This is a genomic window from Hafnia paralvei (assembly GCF_020150375.1).
Lineage (GTDB): Bacteria > Pseudomonadota > Gammaproteobacteria > Enterobacterales > Enterobacteriaceae > Hafnia > Hafnia paralvei.
Window position 1 is genome coordinate 3728626 of record NZ_CP083737.1, and the last position, 21876, is coordinate 3750501.

Annotated in this window: 16 protein-coding genes; 1 reads left to right on the forward strand and 15 read right to left on the reverse strand. The window is 49.8% G+C overall.

The window, feature by feature from the left end; all coding sequences use genetic code 11:
- Positions 1-20: 20 nt before the first annotated feature.
- From recD to cysD, 15 genes are all read right to left on the reverse strand, one after another.
- Positions 21-1877 (reverse strand): exodeoxyribonuclease V subunit alpha, encoded by a 1857-nt coding sequence (gene recD / locus K9N75_RS17490; protein WP_130961657.1) that lies wholly within the window; start codon positions 1875-1877, stop codon positions 21-23.
- Positions 1874-5449, reverse strand: a complete 3576-nt coding sequence (gene recB / locus K9N75_RS17495) for an exodeoxyribonuclease V subunit beta (protein WP_114444373.1) — start codon at positions 5447-5449, stop codon at positions 1874-1876. The genes recD and recB overlap by 4 nt, the downstream gene beginning before the upstream one ends.
- Entirely contained in the window at positions 5449-8355 is a 2907-nt protein-coding gene (ptrA, locus tag K9N75_RS17500) for a pitrilysin (protein ID WP_375374065.1), read from the reverse strand. Before ptrA ends, recB begins: the two co-directional genes overlap by 1 nt.
- 144 nt (positions 8356-8499) lie before the next feature.
- Positions 8500-11871 (reverse strand): exodeoxyribonuclease V subunit gamma, encoded by a 3372-nt coding sequence (recC, locus tag K9N75_RS17505; RefSeq protein WP_224451946.1) that lies wholly within the window; start codon positions 11869-11871, stop codon positions 8500-8502.
- Between the two features lie 98 nt (positions 11872-11969).
- Positions 11970-12341 carry a type IV pilus modification PilV family protein gene (locus tag K9N75_RS17510; RefSeq protein WP_130974674.1) on the reverse strand — a complete coding sequence of 124 codons (372 nt, stop codon included), beginning with the start codon at positions 12339-12341 and terminating at the stop codon, positions 11970-11972.
- Positions 12335-12784, reverse strand: coding sequence for a DUF2509 family protein (locus K9N75_RS17515; protein WP_039190076.1), 450 nt, complete (start codon positions 12782-12784; stop codon positions 12335-12337). Before K9N75_RS17515 ends, K9N75_RS17510 begins: the two co-directional genes overlap by 7 nt.
- A complete protein-coding gene (locus K9N75_RS17520) occupies positions 12781-13362 on the reverse strand; it encodes a prepilin peptidase-dependent protein (RefSeq protein WP_039190080.1) in 582 nt (193 codons plus the stop codon). The genes K9N75_RS17515 and K9N75_RS17520 overlap by 4 nt, the downstream gene beginning before the upstream one ends.
- Entirely contained in the window at positions 13353-13811 is a 459-nt protein-coding gene (locus K9N75_RS17525; protein WP_008814543.1) for a prepilin-type N-terminal cleavage/methylation domain-containing protein, read from the reverse strand. The genes K9N75_RS17520 and K9N75_RS17525 overlap by 10 nt, the downstream gene beginning before the upstream one ends.
- A 246-nt stretch (positions 13812-14057) precedes the next feature.
- Entirely contained in the window at positions 14058-14852 is a 795-nt protein-coding gene (thyA, locus tag K9N75_RS17530) for a thymidylate synthase (RefSeq protein ID WP_008814544.1), read from the reverse strand.
- Positions 14853-14919: 67 nt separating this feature from the next.
- Positions 14920-15789, reverse strand: a complete 870-nt coding sequence (lgt, locus tag K9N75_RS17535) for a prolipoprotein diacylglyceryl transferase (RefSeq protein WP_008814545.1) — start codon at positions 15787-15789, stop codon at positions 14920-14922.
- 335 nt (positions 15790-16124) lie between these two features.
- Positions 16125-16517: a FlxA-like family protein gene (locus K9N75_RS17540; RefSeq protein ID WP_224451947.1), complete on the reverse strand. Its 393-nt coding sequence runs from the start codon at positions 16515-16517 to the stop codon at positions 16125-16127.
- A 219-nt stretch (positions 16518-16736) separates the two neighbouring features.
- Entirely contained in the window at positions 16737-17060 is a 324-nt protein-coding gene (locus tag K9N75_RS17545; RefSeq protein WP_373368230.1) for a DUF3561 family protein, read from the reverse strand.
- Between the two features lie 61 nt (positions 17061-17121).
- The gene (cysC, locus tag K9N75_RS17550; protein WP_224451948.1) at positions 17122-17763 is read right to left on the reverse strand and encodes an adenylyl-sulfate kinase; all 642 of its coding nucleotides are present in this window, start codon (positions 17761-17763) and stop codon (positions 17122-17124) included.
- 17 nt (positions 17764-17780) lie between these two features.
- Entirely contained in the window at positions 17781-19220 is a 1440-nt protein-coding gene (cysN, locus tag K9N75_RS17555) for a sulfate adenylyltransferase subunit CysN (RefSeq protein WP_224451949.1), read from the reverse strand.
- Between the two features lie 37 nt (positions 19221-19257).
- Positions 19258-20166 (reverse strand): sulfate adenylyltransferase subunit CysD, encoded by a 909-nt coding sequence (gene cysD / locus K9N75_RS17560; RefSeq protein ID WP_130974673.1) that lies wholly within the window; start codon positions 20164-20166, stop codon positions 19258-19260.
- Positions 20167-20578: 412 nt separating this feature from the next.
- Here cysD and K9N75_RS17565 point away from each other — a divergent pair, with 412 nt between their 5' ends.
- Complete coding sequence (locus K9N75_RS17565; protein WP_064572919.1) at positions 20579-21619, forward strand: aminopeptidase; 1041 nt, start codon at positions 20579-20581, stop codon at positions 21617-21619.
- Positions 21620-21876: the final 257 nt, after the last annotated feature.

Sequence of the window (21876 nt, forward strand, 5' to 3'; positions counted from 1 at the left end):
CACTCCATGCGGTCCGCTAATCAAGCGGGCTGCATCATTCGCTCCATTAAACCGCTTCGACGCAGCGTCGGCGTACGGATCGCCGTCAGCAAAATTTTATCCCTGCTGAACAACGTCAGTTGCTGCTTGGCACGCGTTATCGCGGTATAGAGCAGCTCACGGGTGACTATCGGTGAAAAATCAGCGGGCAGCGCCAATAGCGTGTGTTCGAATTCAGAGCCCTGTGATTTATGCACCGTCATCGCATAGGCCGTTTCCGTTTGCGGCAAGCGGCTAGGCTGAACGGATTTGATTGAACCATCGGGTAATTGGAAGTACACGCGGATATTCCCCGCCGAATCGGCAAGCGCAATACCAATATCGCCGTTAAACAACCCAAGAGAACTATCGTTGCGCGTGACCATAACGGGTCTTCCGCTATACCAACGCTGGTGTGCCTGCGTCGGCTTATGAATAAGTTTGGCCTTAGCTAACGCCAACTCGATACGTTCATTGAGTCCCGTCTGACCAAAAGGCCCTTCGCGTAGCGCACACAGCAATCGGAAGCGCGAAAAACTGGCGAGAACGTCAGCGGCATCGGCCATATTCGCGACTAATTGCAGCGTCGAGCGATAACCGTCAACGCAGGTTTGGATAAGCGTAGAGTAATCCTCATCCTTGGTCATCGGTATCCACGCAATGTCAGAAAACTGTCCATCAAAACAACGGCGCGCGCGTGCGGTATCACCTAAATTCACCGCCGTCGCCAACTGGCCAATGCCAGAATTGGCATCAAAACGATAGCTCTTTCTCAACAGGCAAATACTGTCACGAACGGCGATATCCGGTGCCTCAGCGCCTTCAGGAATTACGCTCTGGCACAACGTAGAGAGTTCTTGAGCACGCGCAGGGCGAAAACCAAACTCGGCAAAACGACACAAATCGCCTAATACTGCCCCCGCTTCAACTGAAGCCAACTGATCGCGGTCACCTAATAAAATCAAGCGCGCGCCATATGGCAGCGCGGCGATAAGCTTCGACATCATCGGCAAATCAACCATGGAGGCCTCATCCACCACCAACACATCTAAATGCAGCGGATTATCACGATGATAACGCAGACGAATGCTATTAGGTTGAGCGCCCAGCAGGCGATGCAGCGTATAAGCCTCTTGTGGGATAGATTCACGCTCGTTCGGGGTCAAGTTCAGCGCTTCAATAGCCGCGCCTAAGGATTCGGTTAACCGTGCAGCCGCCTTTCCCGTCGGCGCAGCCAGTTGAATACGTAGCTTCTGGCGTGGATGCAAGCGGATCAGCGCGGTAAGCAGCTTCGCCACCGTCGTGGTTTTCCCCGTGCCTGGGCCCCCTGAAATAACTGACACTCTACGAGTAGCCGCAACGGCGGCGGCCACCTGCTGCCAATTGATCTCATCGGCGGGATTTGTCGACGGAAAAAGCTGGGATAAAATCGGCGGTAGCGTTGATACACTCTCGTCGGGTGGCAAATCTGAAGCGGCAAAAAACTGCGCCACGACGCCTTCATCCTGCCACAAGCGCTGTAGGTACAAACGTTGATTTTGCAAAATCAACGGAGCCGCATAGCCTCCATCGCTGACCTCTGGTTCTGCCAGCAATAATGCCTGCCAGTGCATCTCATCTATATCGCCAAACAACGTTTTCAGATCATCGGTAAAGTCTGGGAACTGTGCCACTAGCGCATCTATTCTAAGCTGGTTCAAAGGCAAGCAAACATGTCCAGAAGCAACTTCCTGACTCACCAATGCCGCGGCTAAAGCCAGATGTGGCTGCCCTTGGCTAGCCATTAGGCGAGCAAACTGAACATCCAGAGAACGAAGCTGGTTTTGCTCTCCCATCCGCTGAAGAAGATCAAAAATCATTGTGCTTCACCCTCCGGAATATAGCCAAACAGCCTGTCCATGCCTTCTATCAGCGCCGCATCAGGACGGCAATGGAAAATGCCTTGCCCAGGTTGAGCTGGCGTCATACCACGTAGGAAGCAATAAAAAACGCCGCCGAAATGTTGTTCATATTGGTAGTTTGGCAAACGATGACGCAGATAACGGTGCAATGCTAATGAATAGAGCTGATATTGGAAATCGTAGCGATGCTCAGCCATAGCGGCGACCATCGCCTCTTGTGTATAAGCACTCGCATCCTCGCCTAACCAATTGGACTTATAATCCAGCACGTAGAAACGCCCTTGCCAGAAGAAGACCAAATCGATAAAGCCTTTCAACATGCCGCGCACCTGTCGAAAATCTAGTGGCGCACACTGTGCCGAAAGTGGATCGTAACGCTTAATTAAAGCGTCTAGTTCAGCGCTACGTACCAACTGTTCAATCGGCAAATAAAATTGTAGCTCGGCCTGCACTTGGCTTGGCGCAAGCTGCGCTAAACACGGCCCACTCTCTGCTAATGGGGCGCGAAGAATAGCGTCCAGCCAGCTATCTAACACAGGAACCCACTCAGTATTCAGCCCCTGTTGCGTCACCTGCTCAGTCAATCCTGTGATATCACGGGGCTGAGTGAAATCCATCGGCTCTAATAGACTATGTAAAAACGTCCCTGGAGCGGCGCCTTTAGGGAAAGTATGCGGTGTGAGTGCAGGTATACTTTCTACCTCTGACTCCCCTACCGCATCCACATCGAGTTTGGGTAACAAATCCAAAAATTGGGAACTACCGTGCTGCTGTAAGCCTGAATAGCTGGTGACTCGCCAATCATCCTGCATCTTGCGAGTGAAAAGTTTAGCCTGCAGTTCTTGTGCTTCTTGCGCCGTCGCTACCCACGGAGAGCCATCTTGAGCCTCAACCGTGGTGACCAGAATATCGTCGTTCTGTAAGCGCTCAAGACATGCTAATAGCATTGCTGCGTCGCCGGGCTCGCCTTTTTGTAGCAAGTGTCCGATAGCGCTGTTGTGGACATCGGTTTCCCCTTGCTTCTTGCGCCCGCCTAAAAACAGCGGTGCAAGCCCGAGGCTACAGTGATAAACCGAGCGCGTAAGCGCAACGTAAAGCAAGCGGAGATCCTCTGCAAGGCGCTCCTCTTCTGCCAACTTAACCGCATCGTCACTATAGTTGAGATCGAGAACCGCATTGAAACTGTCTCGGTCATGATAAAGCGGCTGTTTTTGCAACCGATAACTGCCGATAAATGGCAGCCAAACAATAGGAAATTCTAATCCTTTCGACTTATGAATCGTCACCACCTGAACCAAATGGCGATCGCTTTCCAAACGTAGTTGCTGGTTTTCAGATTGAACCTCAGGGCTATCGATTTGCTGAGCCAACCAACGCAGAAGTGCTGGCTCGCTATCCAAAGTCAGCGACGCCTCCTGCAACAGTTCCCCAATATGCAGCACATCGGTTAAACGACGCTCTCCCCCCTCGCTCGCTAGAAGGTTCTCAGCCAGATGCCTCCGCCCCATAATCTCACGTAGCATCGGCAATACGCCCTGCTTTTGCCACTGTTGGCGGTAAGTGTCAAACTCATCCACCAGCGCATCCCATAGACGCTCATCCTGATTAAGCTCATTGAGCTGCTGTGAATTCAGCCCCATCAGACTGGTCGCCAAAGCGCTGCGTAACAGACGCTCTTGCTCTGGAGCCAGAACCGCCTGTAATAACCAAAGCAGATCGCGAGCTTCTGGGGTTTGAAAAACGTTGTCTCGGTTGGAGAGATAAACAGAGGGTATTGCCAGCGCGCTTAGCGCATCTCGAACCAATGCGGCTTCTGCACGGCTACGCACCAGAATCGTGATATCTGATGCCTCAACCGGCTTAGCTATTTCACGCCCCAGTGAATCCTTCTTGTCAGTGTAAAGCAGCGCTTTTCCCTGCTGGCCTGCCGTTAACCAATCACGAATTTGCGCCGCACACTGCGCCGCCAGAGACTGTTGGTATTCCACTGTGCCGCAGCCTTCCCCCGGTTGCAGCCATATATGCATCGCTTTTTGAATATCGCCGGCTATTTCAAAACGCAAAGCCTGATTTTTCTTGGCTGCGGACACCGGTAAAAAGGGAATATCGGCAAAAAGAAAAGGTGATTCAACCGCAGAGAAAACCTGATTGACCGCCGACACCATTCCAGGTGATGAGCGCCAGTTTGTTCCTAACGTATAGTGATGCTTCACTTCGCTACGCGCGTACATATAAGTAAAGATATCGGCACCACGGAAAGCATAAATAGCCTGTTTAGGATCGCCTATCAACAACAGGGCTGAGTCCGATTGTTTGTCACTCTGAGGTTGTAAATATATCGCCTGAAAAATGCCGTATTGCTGTGGATCGGTATCTTGGAATTCATCAATCATGGCAACGGGGTAACGCTGCCTAATCGCCTGAGCTAACACATCACCACCAGACTGATTTAACGCCTGTGAAAGACGACTCAGAAGGTCATCAAAGCCGAGCTGTGCATGCTGGCGTTTCTCTTGCTGGACGCTAGTACGCACTTCGCTTAACGCTCGAGACAACAATAAATCGCGCAGCGATAGCGGCTCTGCAAGCAGTTGGTCAATCGCAACAAATAACGCATGCTGCGGAGGCGTCCCTTTCTTGGTTTTCTCCAACAGGAGGTTTTGTCCAAAACGTTTGAGTTCATCAGGAAGCTGATAGTCCCGCGTTTCCGATGTAGCCCAATCGCCGACGGTGGTTAGCCATTTGGGCAAAAAGCGACTGCTATAGCTGCGCTTATCCACGCCAGAATCCACAATCAGGCTTTCGATCTCGCCTGCGACCTCACGCCAATGTGCTTTTACGGCATCAATGCGTTCAATGATTTGCTGATGGCGCTGAGTCAACGTTTCATCGTCAGCGATAGCCTGCCGCAACATGGGTAACTCACCGTGCAGGTAAGGCTGCAAATCAGCCAATAGCTGTTCAGGACCGCTCCACTCTTGGCTGATAGCTGTAGCAATACTCAGCGGCAGCGGGTAACAATGGCGACGCCAGAAGTCGGCACATGCCTGTCGACGCAGCGGCAGTTCATCTTGCACTAGCGTTTGCTGGAACAAGATCCCTGATTCAAACGCATTGTTACTGAGCATCCGCTGGCAAAAACCGTGGATGGTATAAATCGCCGCTTCGTCCATTTGACGCTCGGCTGCCAATAACTGGCTGACAGCATCTTCCTTGTCATCAATCAAATCGAGTAAGTCAGACAACAAGGGATTCGTACTACTGCCACGCACACAGGCCAAGCGTAATTCGTGAATATTGCTACGAATACGCCCACGCAGCTCTTCAGTAGCGGCTTCGGTAAAAGTTACTACCAGAATTTCTTCAACAGACAAGGGGCGAGGGAAAGCATTCTCGCCTCCAAGTCCTAACAGCAAACGCAGATACAGCGCAGCGATAGTAAACGTTTTGCCAGTACCGGCTGAGGCCTCAATGAGACGCTCCCCAATAAGCGGCAACGCCAGAGCATCTAACGTTTGGGCTTGAGTCATTACGGCGCAACCTTAACAGGCAGAGTTTGCTGCAGCGTGGAGGCATCTGCATAGGTCTTCCAACCTTTTGGTGCGGCATAGTGCCCCTTCGCATGACCGCCGAGTACCTGTGATAGCAGCGCCATTCCCTGGGGTTTAATCACCGCCTGACGATAGAACGTCACGATGTTCTCACGGTTAAGCACGTCAATTTGTTTGATTAACTTTTCGCGCGTATTGAACTCAAAGTTGCCACGATCAAAATCATTGGTGAAGCGTCCAGCCTCTTCATCCAACGTCTGCGGACGCTGCCGTAGCTGATTCACTAGCGCGAGCTTGTACTGATTGAAGTCCGCCTCTTTTAACGATTTCAAGCGCTTATCTGCCTGAGCATAAAAATCGAGATAGCGGTTATACAGATACGCTGGAGCCTGATTATTGCTTTGTAGCAAGAAACCGATCCCCCATTGATTACCGATTGAGGATGGGAAGGCAAACACCGCATACCCCAACTGCTCTTTAGTCCGTAACTGATCGTAGAACCACGGTTGAATGATCTGACTCAACAGATTGCTGTGCGCCATTCCCTGCACTTCATCGTAACCGGTTGGAATATAAACCGCCCCCAGCGCGGAATCGGTACTGCTCCCTGCCCGCTGTAGGTTGGCAAGCTGTTTATGCTCAATAACCACATCCTGACCGTGCCACCAGAGTGTTCCGCCGCATTTAAGCTGGGTACGAATATTTTGCGCCAAAGCTTTCACCTGAATGGCGGTCATATTGCCCACCACCAGCAGCTCCGGCGTAGCACCCTCAATGAGCTGGCTACGGTAGTTTTTAATATCACTAAGTGTAATTTTATCCAACAGTGCACGTCGCTCACTGCGCTCGGTGTAAGGAACGTTAGATAATGCCTGAATCGGCTGCATCGCCTGCTCAAACGCCTTGGCTTTTTCGGCAGAATCTAACCGTTCACGATACCAAGACTTCGCCTGCTCCAGATGCTCCTCGGTGGCATCAAAATTGGCATAGCCTTCAACCAAGGTGGTCAGCAACTGTGGCAGACGCTGCGTAAACCCGCTAGCGCTGATGGTTAGTCCATCGTTATAGGTCGTCGAAAAACCAATACCACCGATTGAGGCCTGATAGGCCAACTGATCTAGCTCAATGCCGGCGAGATAATCCGTCAGCGCAAACATGACCTGCTCTTTGGCGCCGTCGCTCCCCACTTTGTTACGCAGGGAAAGTGTAATATTCGCTTTTGGCTCATCGGCAAAATAACGACTCGGCATATACAGAGCACGCAATCCCGGTTGATCGAGCACGATCTCTGGTTTTGTCAGCGTTGGAGAAACCGGTTTGATAAGTGAAAAATCGTCAGGAATGTAAGGGTTTAACGCGGGTAATGACAGCGAAATACGCTGCTCTAAATTATTCCAATCAGCAAACTGTTTCGCCGTGATGCGATCGACCTGATACGGAGCATCAACGAAATAAGCCGTTTTGTTATGTGGCTCATCAGGACTGATAAACCAGATACGAGCATTCTCTGGCGTCATACTACTCAGACGGGCAGTGATCGCCTGCGGATCATACTTATCCGCTAGATATGACGAGTCCAGCACATTTTGCACTGGCACTCGCAGCATGTTATCCACCAACCATTCGATGTAATCCATGTCACGGGTAATCGACGGATAGCGGAAATCCAGATCGAGTACATGCGCAATTTCATCAAAGTAGCTTTGCTTCACACCCTGTTCACGCAGCAGTTTTAAATAGTCATATACAGCAGCAATAACGCGGTCACGCTCAGCTGAACCTTTGTCGGTGAGCGAAACGCTAATAGAGAAAACGCCACCATTGCGATCGACCATCGGATCGGCACCTGCACCAATAGACTCTGCCAATCCCTGCTTTTGCAGCCAATCAGACAACGTATTCTTGCTACGATTACCAATGAGGTAAGCAATATACGTATCGGTTTTACTACGAAACGCAGCGCTATTGTTTTCAATACGATATTCAATTTTCAGCATCTTGCGTGGCTGAGCCGGTACGTAGTGGATAATAATTCCTTGCTGTTCCGGCGTAACCACTGGCACCGTAATCGGTGGCACACTTGCATCACGATTAGGTATACGACCAAAAGAAGTGACCGCGAGCTTGGCGAGACTAGAGAGTGGCTGGTTACTGTAAATAACGCCGACCATCAAATTAGCGGAATAGTAGCGATGATAAAACGACAGTAACTCTTGGTGTAGCTTGCTGTTTGGTTTATCGCTCAGTGTTTCTAAGTTACCACCAGAAAAACGCGCACTCGGATGAGCCGGATTTAACGTTTCGGCTGAAACCTGAGCCATACGCATACCGTCGCGTGAACGCGCCATGGTTAATTCGGCATTGACGGCATTACGCTCACGATCGGCATTTACTGGATCAAGTAAGGGTTCAGCAATGGCATCCGCAAGTCGATCAACGGCTGGCGACAGCGCATCATTTTCGACCTCAAGATAGAACGCCGTACGATAGGAGGCCGTACTGGCATTATGGCTACCGCCATGCTTTTTCAGGAATTCGGAAAGGTTATCGGCCTGCGGGTAGCGTTTCGAGCCCATCAACACCATATGCTCGAGGTAATGAGCCAAACCGAGCTGTGAGTTAGGGTCTTCCAGTGAACCTACCGGCAGCGCTAATGCCGCAAGCGATTTAGGTGCATCTTTATCTGATACCAAAATCACCTTCATTCCATTATCTAGCTTGATCGCCTCATATAAACGCGGATCGCTGGCGCTCTTATCGATTTTCTCAGCCAATGCTTCCCATCCGGCAGGATCAGCCTTGGCCGTGCTCGCCGTTGACCATAAAAGCGATGTGCTTATCAACAGTAATACCATTACCGTCAGGAATGAAAACTGCCTGCGCATGAATAATCTAACCATCTTTTACCCCAAAAAGCCGAAAAATAATGCCATTGATACACCGTCTCAGCAGCGAATAGACATCACGTTAAGACAGACTAAGCGCTCACGCAAATTCGGTCTGACAAAAACACCTGAGTTTGACCACCATCAATCCAGATTATTCCGCGCGATCGGCAAATAATACTGCTCCGCCCATTGCTGAACCTCGCGCATTTTTTTCTCATCCATAGTGCGCATTACTCGCTGGATGTAAGGATCAGAGCCCTCGCCTATAACACGCTGGTCACCCTGCCATGCCAACAATAGTTTCATTTGTGCCTTCGATTGGGTTTGCTCATCCCAATCGACCATTCCGGAATCCTTATCAAAGCAGGCGCTCAGCCACGCCCAACCGGTTTTAGGCAGCAGTAAAAGAGGACAACTGCGACCTTGGCGATAACCTTCAATCAGTGGTAATAGCGCTTTTTCAGCGTCTTTGGGTGATAAAGGCGCAAAATGCCACGCCGAGTTTTGGCGACCAAAACACCGACTCTCACCTTCACCACCGCTAAAGCAATAAAACAAATGCTCAATCCACAAAGCCATACCATCTACCGCCCCAAGGATTGCTGGCCGCCAACGTACCAAGCCGTTATCTTGTACCTGCTGTAACCAACCGGTTAACCGAACGCCCCCCAGCATATAATCAATCTCAATGCTGTGCCCCGCTTGGCGATGCTCTCTTACCTTTGCGGCAACCTCCGACATTTCTTCCTGCTGTTTTTCCCAATAGAGTTCACCAAAGGCACCGTACGGCAAGCCACCCGCAGAGCGAAAACGGCGGAACAACGTCTCAGCCTCATCGCCATCAATCAACTGATTCAAGAGCTGACTATTGAGCTGATAGCGGCTGAGATTATCCAGCGTGAAAGGTTCTTCATCCGGTAGCTCGGTTTCTTCTAAAACGAAGTTGACGCCAAGGCGCATCTGGAAAAAGGCGCGCACCGGATGACGGTAAAAACGAATCAGCTCATCTAGCGTAATCGTCGAAAACTCTTCTAGCGGCAACGCTAAAGCAAACTCCTGATGTGCCTCACCGCTACGCCGAGCGGCAGGCAACCACTCAGACGCATAACTTTGGCTTTCACTTCCCACGGCATAGTTTTCCGAGGCAAAAGGCACTCGCGGGTGCTGAATTTGCAAATATTCCATTACTCGCTTCGCGCTGCTATCGACGTCCAGCGTCTCGTCTCCCGGTAAATGGTGGCTTTGAGCAATATATTCCATCAGCTCACTGACCAATACCGACGGGTAACGCGGCGCATTATCCTGTATAGAGCGTCCTATGTAGCTGATATAAAGACGCTCTTGTGCTGACAGCAGCGCTTCAAGAAACAGATAGCGGTCGTCGTCTCGGCGGCTTCTATCGCCGCGTTGTACTTTATTCGCCATCAGATCGAAACCTAATGGCGCAATAGTGCGCGGATAAATGCCATCATTCATGCCTAGCAGGCACACCACTTTGAAGGGAATGGAGCGCATTGGCATAAGAGTGCAGAAGTTTATCGGCCCAGCCAAAAAACGTTGGCTAATTCGCTCATTGTCTAAGCGTGATGTCAATTCATCGCGCAAAATTGAGATAGGTATCGCCTGGGGATATTCCGCGCTAATGCCATAACCAATCACCTTTAACCATTGCTGCTCAATGAGAGCTTGAACCGCCTCGGTTTCGCTATCTTGCTCAAAGAATTCGTTAAGGATTTCACGGCATAGTGGCTGCCACTCCTGAACACGATATTCACCGCGAAGCCGCGTCCGCCACTCGCTGAGCCTCATCAATAAATCAGCCAGTTGACCAGCTAACTCAGCAATAAGCCCGCTGGATTCATCATAAGGTAGCACCCCATTCCAATCGCCACAGCGACTATCCATTGCATAACCGAGCAACATGCGGGTTAAGCCAAACTGCCACGTATGTTGCCCCGTCGCGGGCAGATCCAGCGCACGCACATTGTCATCGTCTAGCCCCCAGCGGATCCCAGACTCATCAACCCAATGGCGTAAACGACGCAATCCCTCTTCGCTAATGCCAAAATGTGCGGCCAGAGCAGGTACTTCCAGCAACGTTAAAACATGCTCAGAGGTAAAGCGGCTGTTAGGTAGCTCAAGCAACGTCAAGAAAGCCTGTATTACTGGATGTGCCTGACGCGCACTGCGGTCAGAAATGGCAAAAGGCAGATAGCGCTCACGCGGCGCATTACCAAACACGGCCTGAATAAATGGCGTATAGCTGTCGATGTCAGCAACCATCACAATGACATCGCGCGGAGTCAGAGAAGGATCTTCCGCAAATAAATCCAGCAGTCTGTCATGTAAAACTTCAACTTCACGCTGAGGGCTGTGGCAAAGGTTTACGCTAATACTGCGATCTCCCCGCTCTAACAACCGTTTTCCACTGCTGCTGTTTAGGCGCTCTGGGCTGTCGACTATCTGGCTGTGGTCTTCCAGCTCAAGCAAATCGCGTTGAATGCGCGTCAGAAGTGTATCTTCCGTTAAATCGACAAAGGCATGTACTTCCTGCGGCTCGCGCTGCGCCAACAGATACATATGATCGCGCCCTAGCTTTCCCCAAGACGCAAGCAGTGGGTTACTGAGGTCTTGTTCACCGTCTGGTTTAAATAGTTCAGACGCGCTCTGAGGATCGCGGAAGAGGCTAATTTCCTGTTGACGTTGAATATGGTGACGACGTTTCCGGCTCTGTAGCTTGGCAAGAAATGCATAGTCTTGAATATCACCCCAATAATAGCGACATGGGTTAGTAAACATCAGGTGCACATCAATATGCTTACCTAATGCCTTTAAAGCATTTAGATAAATCGGTGGAAGCGCGGCAATCCCACAAATGAAAACACGTTTAGGCAGCCCTTGTGGACACGCTGTTGCCTGCTCTAAGGTTTGTATAAACTTTTCGTACAAATTAGCGCGGTGCCATTCAGGCTGTTTGAGCTCGGCGGTATATTCTTTCAACGCCACCCACAGTGGAGCCTGCCATTGCTGCGACTCATCCAGACCGTCGACATACTCACCGCGCTCCCAAATCTGTAGCCACTCAGGACGGTACACTAAGTACTGGTCGTAAAGGTCAGCGACACGCGCCGCAAGCTGGAAATGTTTGCGGCGATCCTCATCGTCAGAGAGATAACGCGCCAGCGGCAAAAACGCTTCTTGCTCCAGCATTTTCGGCAATAGCCACATCAGTTTCCACGTCATGGCGTCTTTACTGAAGGCACTCTCTTTGGGAATGCCAGGCATGACCTGTGTAAACAAATTCCAGATGAATGTCGCCGGCAGAGGGAATTCGATATTGGCAGCAATACCAAACTGTTTCGCCAACTCCATTTGGAGCCACTGCGCCATACCGGGACTTTGTACCAAAATCACTTCCTGCTCAAAAGGATTCTGCAAAGGTTGTCCTTCAATCAGCGCCGCGATCAGCTGTTTGAGCAAATCCAATTGGTTCGAGTGATAAACAGTAAACATGCGTTCTCCAACAATACAGGCAATGCACATACAGCTTGAAGTATGACGGGGTATACACTTTAGCCTTTCACGTCAGCTCAGGGAATAACAACCGCGACTTACTCCATCAACTGACTGCAGATTGTTCTTTCAAGCTGAGCCTGAATATTCAACGGTGCTCGAATGCTGGCTGAAATGGTTTCGCATTCAAACTGCGACCGCGCCGTGACGACTATCGACCACGTATTGGGCAAAGCGAGCCGCGCGGGTATTTCAGCATTGGATGCCCCCATCCGATACAGCGTTATCGCCTGTTCACTCCTTTGCCATGCCTGTTGCTGCTGCCATAGCCTAACTTGCGATCGCGCCATCCATTGTTGATAGTTGAGTAACCCCAGAAACCCAACCGAGACTAATAGAATACTCACCATCACTTCAATCAGCCCAAAACCAGACTGGCTATGAGTCTTCTGCTCTGTCGTGGCTAACATAGACTTTCAAATCCTAGCGGAGAATAATCGAGCCACCCGGTAGAAAGTCGTAGCAAACGCGTCGTGCCCTGTGGCGTCACCCGCGAGTTTACATAGCTAAATCGCCTGATTTGTGCCGCATAGGTTTTTGTCTGTATGACCGCACACACAATGCCGAGCTCGGCGGTGATGGATTTAAAACATACCGTCACGGATGAAAAACGCTGGCAGCTATCCACTCGTGGTTTGGGCCATTCATGGGTCGCGATTACCTGACTTAGCGTTGATTCAACCTGTTGACGTACTGTCATTAGCTGCCGTTGGTAGGCGAGAGTTTGTACCTGATGCTCTATACGCCCCTGCTGCGCACTGACGATCAAGAGTGACAAGCTCAACATCATAAGCACCGAGGGTAGTAGCATGCTGCCTGACTGATTATTTTCATGGCTGCTAGATAAGTTCATTTTTCAACCATTCGCCCATTCTCTGGCAGTATATATCGCGTTTGCTGTACGGCAGTAAAAGGCGGCTTTATCCGCTGTAGCGCGAGCTGCACCTCATACCCACGATAAAGCGGAGCCACGTTGAAAAGCGAAACCTTAATCTCTTTTTCATCCGTGATTTTGTCCCAACCATTTCCCGAACATTGCTGGATGCCTCTTGCCGTTTCCAAAGCGCCATTGCGTAAGCGGTAACCGAATGAATCTGCAGTAGCCGCAGAAGAGAGATCGATTCTTCCGTTGGTATCTAGATCGTAGAACACGATCAAACACGAATTTGCGGACTCCCCGCCAGTGCTGGCAATCATTGGCTGAGGGACTGAACATCCTTGAGCGCAAAATCCTGATCGAGTGAGGTCTTTATCTATACGATCTAAAAGCTGAGCGATGGATTCCTGTATCTGCTGCCAACGCTGAGCTTTAATATTGCCAGCGCGTAGCATGACCAATATTTGGCTGGTTGATAGCAGCACGATGCTTGAGAGCAACAAAGTCACCAGCACATCGGGAAGCGCCATACCCTTCTGAGGGTTTAGCTGCATGATGGGATCCCCAGCAGGCGTTTAGGTTGAGCACACAAACGTAGACGTCCTTGAGCCGACCAAATGGCGCTTACCGTTCCCGCTTCACTGCTCAATTCGATATGCCCAGCCATCGCATTATTTCGTATGCCGTAAAATCCTGCGCTTTTGCTCATTTGGGATGCGATAGCAATATCTGGCGTGGAGGGGGTAAAACGCCGTGCGGTATTTTGAACACTCACGCTTCGTTGCGAAGCATCAACCACAATTTGAGCCGTGCCGTTTTCGGCAAAAGCGCGTTGCTGAATCTGCTGTAAAAATGCCAATAGTTGCAGACTAGTCTGTTCAAGCTGTAACGCCATCCGTTGTTGTTTGAATCCATGTAAGCCATACGCCGCCATACTGGATACCAGCAACATAACCACCATCATTTCCAGCAAAGTAAAGCCGCTCATACGTGACCATTCCATTGTCTTTTCCTTTGTACTGACCGATAGGCATACCCTAACGATCCAGATAAGAAAGAAAAGCACAGCGCTCAACTTCAGGAATACCCGCCGCAGACGATTTGAGCTACAGATGTAATTTGCACGAAGATTTGCGAAACACCGCTCAACGTCGTCTGGAAGTATGAAAAAGGAGAGGACAAGCGAAGATAAAGAAGGTAAAAAAACGCCAGCTCGGTGGCTGGCGCTTTATTGAACGGATAGATGAAATTATATCGCGACCGGCGCTTTGATTCCGGGGTGCGGATCGTAACCTTCAATCTCGAAATCTTCGAAACGGTAGTCGAAGATGGATTCAGGTTTGCGCTTAATCACTAACTTAGGCAACGCTCGAGGCTCACGGCTTAGCTGGAGCTGAGTTTGTTCCATATGATTGCTGTACAGGTGGGTATCACCGCCAGTCCAAACAAAGTCACCCACGTCGAGATCCAACTGCTGTGCCATCATATGCACTAACAACGCATAGCTAGCAATATTGAACGGCAAGCCAAGGAATACGTCACAGGAACGCTGATAGAGCTGACAGGACAGTTTGCCGTCAGCAACATAGAACTGGAAGAACGCATGGCAAGGTGCCAACGCCATTTGGTCTAGCTCGCCCACGTTCCACGCCGAAACAATAATGCGGCGTGAATCAGGATCCTGTTTTAACTGTTCCATCACCTTGCTGATTTGGTCGATCTGGCGGCCATCGGCTGCGCCCCAAGCCCGCCACTGTTTGCCGTAAACAGGGCCAAGGTCGCCGTTTTCATCTGCCCATTCATCCCAAATGGTGACGTTATTTTCACGCAGATAGGCCGTATTGGTATCGCCATTCAGGAACCACAACAACTCATGAATGATGGAACGTAAATGACAACGTTTAGTGGTGACCAGCGGGAAGCCTTCTTGCAGGTTGAAACGCATCTGATGCCCAAAAATAGACACAGTGCCGGTTCCTGTGCGGTCGGCTTTTTGTGTTCCCTCTGCGAGCACTTTTTTCATTAAATCCAGATACTGTTTCATGTCACCTCACGACGTTTGTACTGTTGACTCCTGCAGCAGTTTTTCTGCCACAGGCTTTCGGCGTTGCTTAAAGAGTTTTTTGCTGCGGCTGGCGGCGATAGGCCCAAATCATCATGATCACACCCGCAATAATCATTGGGATGGAAAGGATCTGCCCCATACTAATGACGCCATCGAACAGTCCGAGTTGAGCGTCAGGCTGGCGGAAGAATTCCACGATGATACGAAACGCACCGTAGCCAATCAGGAATAATCCAGAAACGCTGCCCATTGGGCGCGGTTTACGAATAAACAGGTTCAAAATAATAAACAGAACCACACCTTCCAGCAGCAGTTCATACAGCTGGGACGGGTGCCGAGGCAGCACACCATACTGGTTTAAAATCTCTTGCCACTGCGGATTACTTGCCGCCAAAGGAATATCTTCGCTACGTGAGCTTGGGAATAACATCGCCCACGGTGTATCCGTAGTCACTCGTCCCCACAGTTCGCCGTTGATAAAGTTCCCTAAACGACCTGCCCCCAAACCAAAAGGAATTAATGGAGCAATAAAATCAGACACTTGGAAGAAGTTACGTTTGGTGCGGTACGCAAACACTAACATCACCACGATGACCCCAATCAGGCCGCCATGGAATGACATCCCGCCATCCCAGACTTTGAATAGGTAAAGTGGATTTTCAAGAAATAGGGGGAAATTATAAAACAGGACATAGCCGATACGGCCACCGAGGAAGACCCCCAAAAAACCGACATACAGCAGATTTTCAACTTCATCTTTGGTCCAGCCGCTTCCCGGCTTGTTAGCACGGCGCACTGCCAGCCACATGGCAAAGACAAAGCCCACCAAATACATCAGGCCATACCAATGTAAAGAGACCGGTCCGATGGAGAAAATCACTGGGTCAAAACTAGGAAAATGCAGATAGTTCGTCATCTATCACCACGACAATATCGAATATTTATTCCCCATCACACCTGCAATTTGCAAGATACAGGGCATCAGCGGGAAGGCAAGTTGCGCATAATAGCATAGGAAAGAAATCGAGCGGGCTAGAGGTTGCGGAAAAGTTATGTAAAACCGTGAATCGTAGTATCACCATTGAGCCAGCGGCTCAAGAAGTCGACCGTCCTCAGAGTAATGTGCACATTTCAGAAAGCGAGAAACAGGGGGCTGGCACACCGCTGAGGCTCTATCGGTGTACTTCCCCCCAACATCAGGATTAAGTGAACGGCACTATTCCATTAGAGAATAACGAGCAAATCAGTCCATTAAATATAGACATCGATCTGGTTTTCATCGGTTGGACGGTTTACCCCATCACCGGTTTTACCTACTTTATCTAATTGATTTTGCTGGGTCTGCTCCATTTCTTGCTGACGAATACGTGCAATCTCTGCCTGAAGCGCTTTAATTTGAGCCTGAATCAGCTCTTGCTGCTTTTTAATTTCCTCGGGTGACCCACCTGAGTTGGCTAAATCGCGCAGCTGTTGCTGTAGCTCTTGGATTTGTTTGGTGAGCTGTTGAATACGTTCTGAACCGCCGCCGGCAGTGCTGGCGCCCACGGTTTTGCCGCTACCGCTGCCAACGCTTTCACCACTGCCAGTGAGCGCCGGTGATTTCCCCGCCGCAGGAACGGCCATTGTGATTGATACATTTGCCATAACATCTTTCCCCAAAGATATATTTTTATAATATCTCTGGGTTATCGGCAGAGCCGCGGGAAGATTGAACAATAGAATAAAAATAGTTTGATCCGCGCTGACTCTTAACGCTAAGTCATGCGGCAAGTGAGCGCCCAAGGCGTGCCTGTAGGTTTAGGTGAACCAACATCATCGTCAACGCGCGGGCAATTTGAAGTGTAAAGAGTCTAAACGGCGAAATCACCAACCGGTCAATAAAGAAAAGGTTTGCCAAAACAGCATCACAACGAGCACGGCACACAGCGGCACGCTGATAAGCAGTCGACCTGAAACCAGCTTATTAATGCCAATGCCCAATAACACAGAAATCGGCATCAGCGCTAAAAAAAACGGCCAAGTATAGAGCAAGAAGAAAGGCGTATTCATGCCGTAGACGATAAATGGCAGAACAAAAGCTAACCAATAGAACGAAAAGCCCAAGACACCACCAGCAAAGGCGTACGAAGGCTCTTCTTTATCCAATGACGTTTTCTTGTCAGCGGGAATGTTGGCGGCGTTTATCAGCATATATCAACCCTGAAAAATCGTTGCATTCACTCTAAGAATGAATTCCAAGCAACAATAACTAGGGTTTGATAATAGCGTTATGGCGTAAAACGTCTAACATTTGTGCGACCAAATTTGTTACTAATTGTTCGCCATTTAAATGAACCTCAGGCAGCTCGGGTGCTTCATAAGCCGAGCTGATTCCAGTGAAATTTTTAATCTCACCGGCGCGCGCTTTTTTGTAGAGTCCCTTGGGATCGCGTTGCTCACACACCGCTAGCGGCGTATCCACAAACACCTCAATAAAGCGGCCCTCTGGCAAGAGTTCACGCACTAATTGGCGTTCATGGCGATGGGGGGAAATAAATGCGGAGAGCACTATCAATCCCGCATCCTGCATTAGCTTAGCCACCTCACCGACGCGACGAATATTCTCAACGCGGTCGCCGTCACTAAAACCCAGATCGCGCGACAGACCATGACGCACATTATCCCCGTCTAATAAGTAGGTACTTACCCCTATCTGGTGCAGAGCCTGTTCCAAAGCACCGGCAATCGACGATTTGCCCGAACCAGAGAGTCCGGTGAACCACAGAACCGCCCCTTGATGACCATGCAGTTTTTCGCGATCTTCACGCTTCACTGCATGCTCATGCCAGACGATATCAGGGTTGGCAGCGTTACTTTCAGTAGCCTGTTGTAATAAATTGATATCAGTCACTCAAACATCCTTTCGCATTATTTACCGCCCAGCAAATCACGTGCTCCCCAGTGAGGAAAATGACGCCGGACCAAGGCATTGAGCTCAAGTTCAAACGCACTGTAAGCGTCGCTTTCTAGCGGTTGTTGAGTCATTGCTTCACGGATAAGACCTGCGCCAACGGTGACGTTAGTTAGACGGTCGATAAAGATGAAGCTGCCGGTGTCATGATTTTGTGCATAGCTGTCAATCACCAAAGGCTCATCAAAGGTCAGCTCGACCAAACCAATGCCGTTAAGCGGGAGTGATTCAACCGCTCGCTGTGTCAGTGTGTTGATCTCAACCTGATAGTGAATTCTTTCGATACGCGCTCGGGTTTTCTTACCGCCCAACTTGATGTCAAAGCTTTGTCCTTGACTCAATGGTTGCTCAGACATCCACACCACGTCCACACTGGCACCCTGTGCGGCAGGAATCGACTCCTCCGCCGCGACGATAAGATCGCCACGGCTGATGTCGATTTCGTCTTCTAAAACTAAAGTGATAGCCTCACCGGGAACGGCTTTCTGCAAGTCACCATCAAAGGTCACAATGCGAGCAACGTGCGAAGATACGCCAGACGGTAACACTTTGACGGCCTGCCCGACGCTGATAACGCCGGCCGATAACGTACCCGCGTAGCCACGGAAATCCAGATTCGGTCGATTAACATATTGCACCGGAAAACGTAGCGGCTGCGTTTCAGCATCATGCACAACGTCTACAGACTCCAAGATCTCCAGCAGTGTGGGTCCGTGATACCAGCCCATCGCCGTGCTTTGCGACGCCACGTTATCCCCATCAAGCGCCGATAGCGGAACAAACTTGATCTCTAAATCAGCGGGTAGTTGCTCTGCAAAACTCAGGTAATCCTGTTTAATTTGCTCAAAGACATCCTGTTGATAATCGCGCAAATCCATTTTATTCACGGCGACGACCAAATGGCGAATACCGAGCAGCGTGGCAATAAAGCTGTGACGACGCGTTTGATCCAACACACCTTTACGTGCATCGATCAACAAAATGGCCAAATCACAGGTAGACGCGCCGGTGGCCATATTACGCGTATATTGCTCATGCCCAGGGGTATCGGCGATGATAAATTTGCGTTTTTCGGTTGAGAAATAGCGGTAGGCAACATCAATCGTTATCCCCTGCTCGCGCTCAGCCTGTAGACCATCGACCAGCAGAGCCAGATCGAGCTTTTCCCCCTGCGTACCGATACGTTTACTATCACTGTGTAGCGTAGTCAGCTGATCTTCGTAAATTTGACGTGTATCGTGCAACAAACGGCCAATCAGCGTACTTTTTCCGTCATCTACGCTACCGCAGGTGAGAAAACGCAGCAGGCTTTTATCTTGTTGCAGTTGTAAATAGGCTTCCACACCGCCTTGCTCAGCGATTTGGTCAGCAATCGAATGGTTGATAATCTGGCTCATGACGCTAGCTCCTCAGCTAATTTCTTCAAGCGAATCCTTAAAAATAACCTTGGCGCTTTTTCAGCTCCATCGACCCAGACTGATCGCGGTCGATCATCCTGCCCTGACGTTCGCTGGTGGTTGAGATCAGCATTTCTTCGATAATTTCCGGTAGCGTTTGTGCCTGAGACTCTACCGCTCCGGTGAGTGGCCAGCAGCCTAGCGTTCTGAATCGCACCATTCTCTGTTTAATCACTTCACCCGGTTGCAGATCGATACGATCGTCATCCACCATCATTAGCATGCCATCACGCTCAAGTACGGGGCGTGGCTTAGCCAAATAAAGCGGAACAATATCGATATTCTCTAAATAGATGTATTGCCAGATATCGAGTTCGGTCCAGTTGGAAAGCGGGAATACGCGGATGCTCTCCCCTTTATTTACCTGTCCGTTGTAGTTATGCCATAGCTCAGGACGTTGATTTTTCGGGTCCCAGCGATGAAAGCGATCGCGGAATGAGTAGATCCGCTCTTTGGCGCGAGATTTTTCTTCATCACGACGGGCACCGCCAAAGGCGGCATCAAAACCATATTTATTTAGCGCCTGTTTCAGCCCTTCGGTTTTCATAATATCGGTGTGCTTGGCGCTGCCATGCACGAACGGGCTGATGCCCATGGCAACCCCTTCGGGGTTTTTGTGTACCAGAAGTTCGCAGCCATAGGCTTTTGCGGTACGGTCACGAAATTCGTACATTTCACGGAATTTCCAGCCAGTATCAACATGCAACAAAGGGAACGGCAGCGTGCCGGGATGAAATGCTTTACGCGCCAAATGCAACATCACCGAAGAATCTTTGCCGATGGAGTACATCATGACAGGGTTGGAAAACTCTGCAGCCACTTCGCGAATAATATGAATACTCTCCGCTTCGAGTTGCCGTAAGTGAGTCAGTCGTTGGTTATCCATGGACGATCCTTAAGCCAGAAATTCTCCCGAAGGCCACGCTGGCGCCTCGGACTCTTTTCCCAAGCCATTGATGTTACAGCAAAGCAGCCTGTCGAAAGCGGCCGTAAAACTCTGTCCGGCATTGCGGTGGGTGAACGCAGCTGTAACGTCAAGGGCGAAGAATAGAGGCACTATAAGACGTCAGCTTAACGCAAATGAAATGACGAAAAGGTATTTGAAATAACCGAAAGAAATATGCAGGCAGGCTAGATAGCGCAAGATTAAACAATAAAACATTTCCTTAAATTTTAAGAACGCTAGAAATTGTTTAATAACAGTAGAGACTTCATACTACCTACACTGATTTATCACCCTGATTATTACTCTGTTGATCGCCTTTCAAGCTCTCAGCAGATCTAAGGACGCTTTACCCATGTTTTCCTGCCGTTCCCTTAAACTGGTGTGTGCCGCCTTATGCCTGAGCAGTAGCTTTACGGTTTCAGCCGCAGGCGTCACTCATCAGCCCGTTGGCAAAATTGCCGAACAAGAAGTACGCCATATTGCCACCTATTTCCCCGGCCGTATGGCGGGTAGTCCAGCAGAGCTGATGATGGCCGATTACGTCAATCAACGCTTCCAAACGATGGGCTATCAAAGTGATTTAAGAGATTTCAAAACCCGATACATTTACACCTCAAACGAAGGCAAAAAAGATTGGCATAATGTTAATGCCACCTCCGTCATTGCGGTAAAACCAGGGACAACAGACAAACAAGTTTTAATCGTCGCACATTTGGATACCTATACGCCGCTGAGCGATGACGATGTGAACCATAATCTGGGCGGTTTAACGCTACAGGGCGTGGATGACAATGCCTCAGGCGTTGGCGTAATGCTGGAACTTGCCGAGCGGTTGCGTAATGTAAAAACCAAGGCCACCGTCCGCTTTCTCGCACTCAGCGCAGAGGAGTTGGGTAACAAGGGGGCAGAAAATTATCTGAGCAGAATGAGCCAAACCGACAAAGCCAATACCCTGTTGGTGATAAACCTCGATTCGTTAATTACCGGTGATAAGCTCTATTTCCACAGCGGCGTCAACACGCCGAAAGCCGTGGCCGAAAAAACCCGCGATCGTGCGCTTAAGCTGGCAAAACGCCTCGGTATTCACGCCGCGATCAATAATGGTCATAGCGAGCATTATCCGCAGGGTAACGGCTGTTGCTCTGCTCAAATGCCGTTTGATGCAGCCAAAATTCCCGTGTTGACCGTTGAAGCCAGCAATGGATCTTTGAGCAAAAAAGAGGGTTATCAACAAACGAATAAAACAGCGCAATTCCCTGCAGGAACCAGTTGGCATCAGCCGCAGTATGACAACCTTCAGTATCTGGACAAGAATTTGCCGGGACGAATCAAAGCTCGCACTCGTGACAGCGTGAAAATTTTACTGCCGCTGGTGCAAGAAATCGCCAAGTAATGCGCCCCACCAGCAGCCCTCGTTTATGGTAATGCCATTCACGTGAGCCTGATTTTAGGGGGAAACACATGGATGTGTTCCGTAACCCCCCCTGTATCTCTTAAGTGAACAGCATTATCCCTTTATGGGCTGTCTGTATAGAAACCTCTGCCTTTGTGACAAAGCGTTAACTCATATTGATCTTTGATGTATCGCCATTACATTAATCTCAAGATGATTGGGTTTTATCGCCATTTTTGGCAAAAGTATTTGTTGAG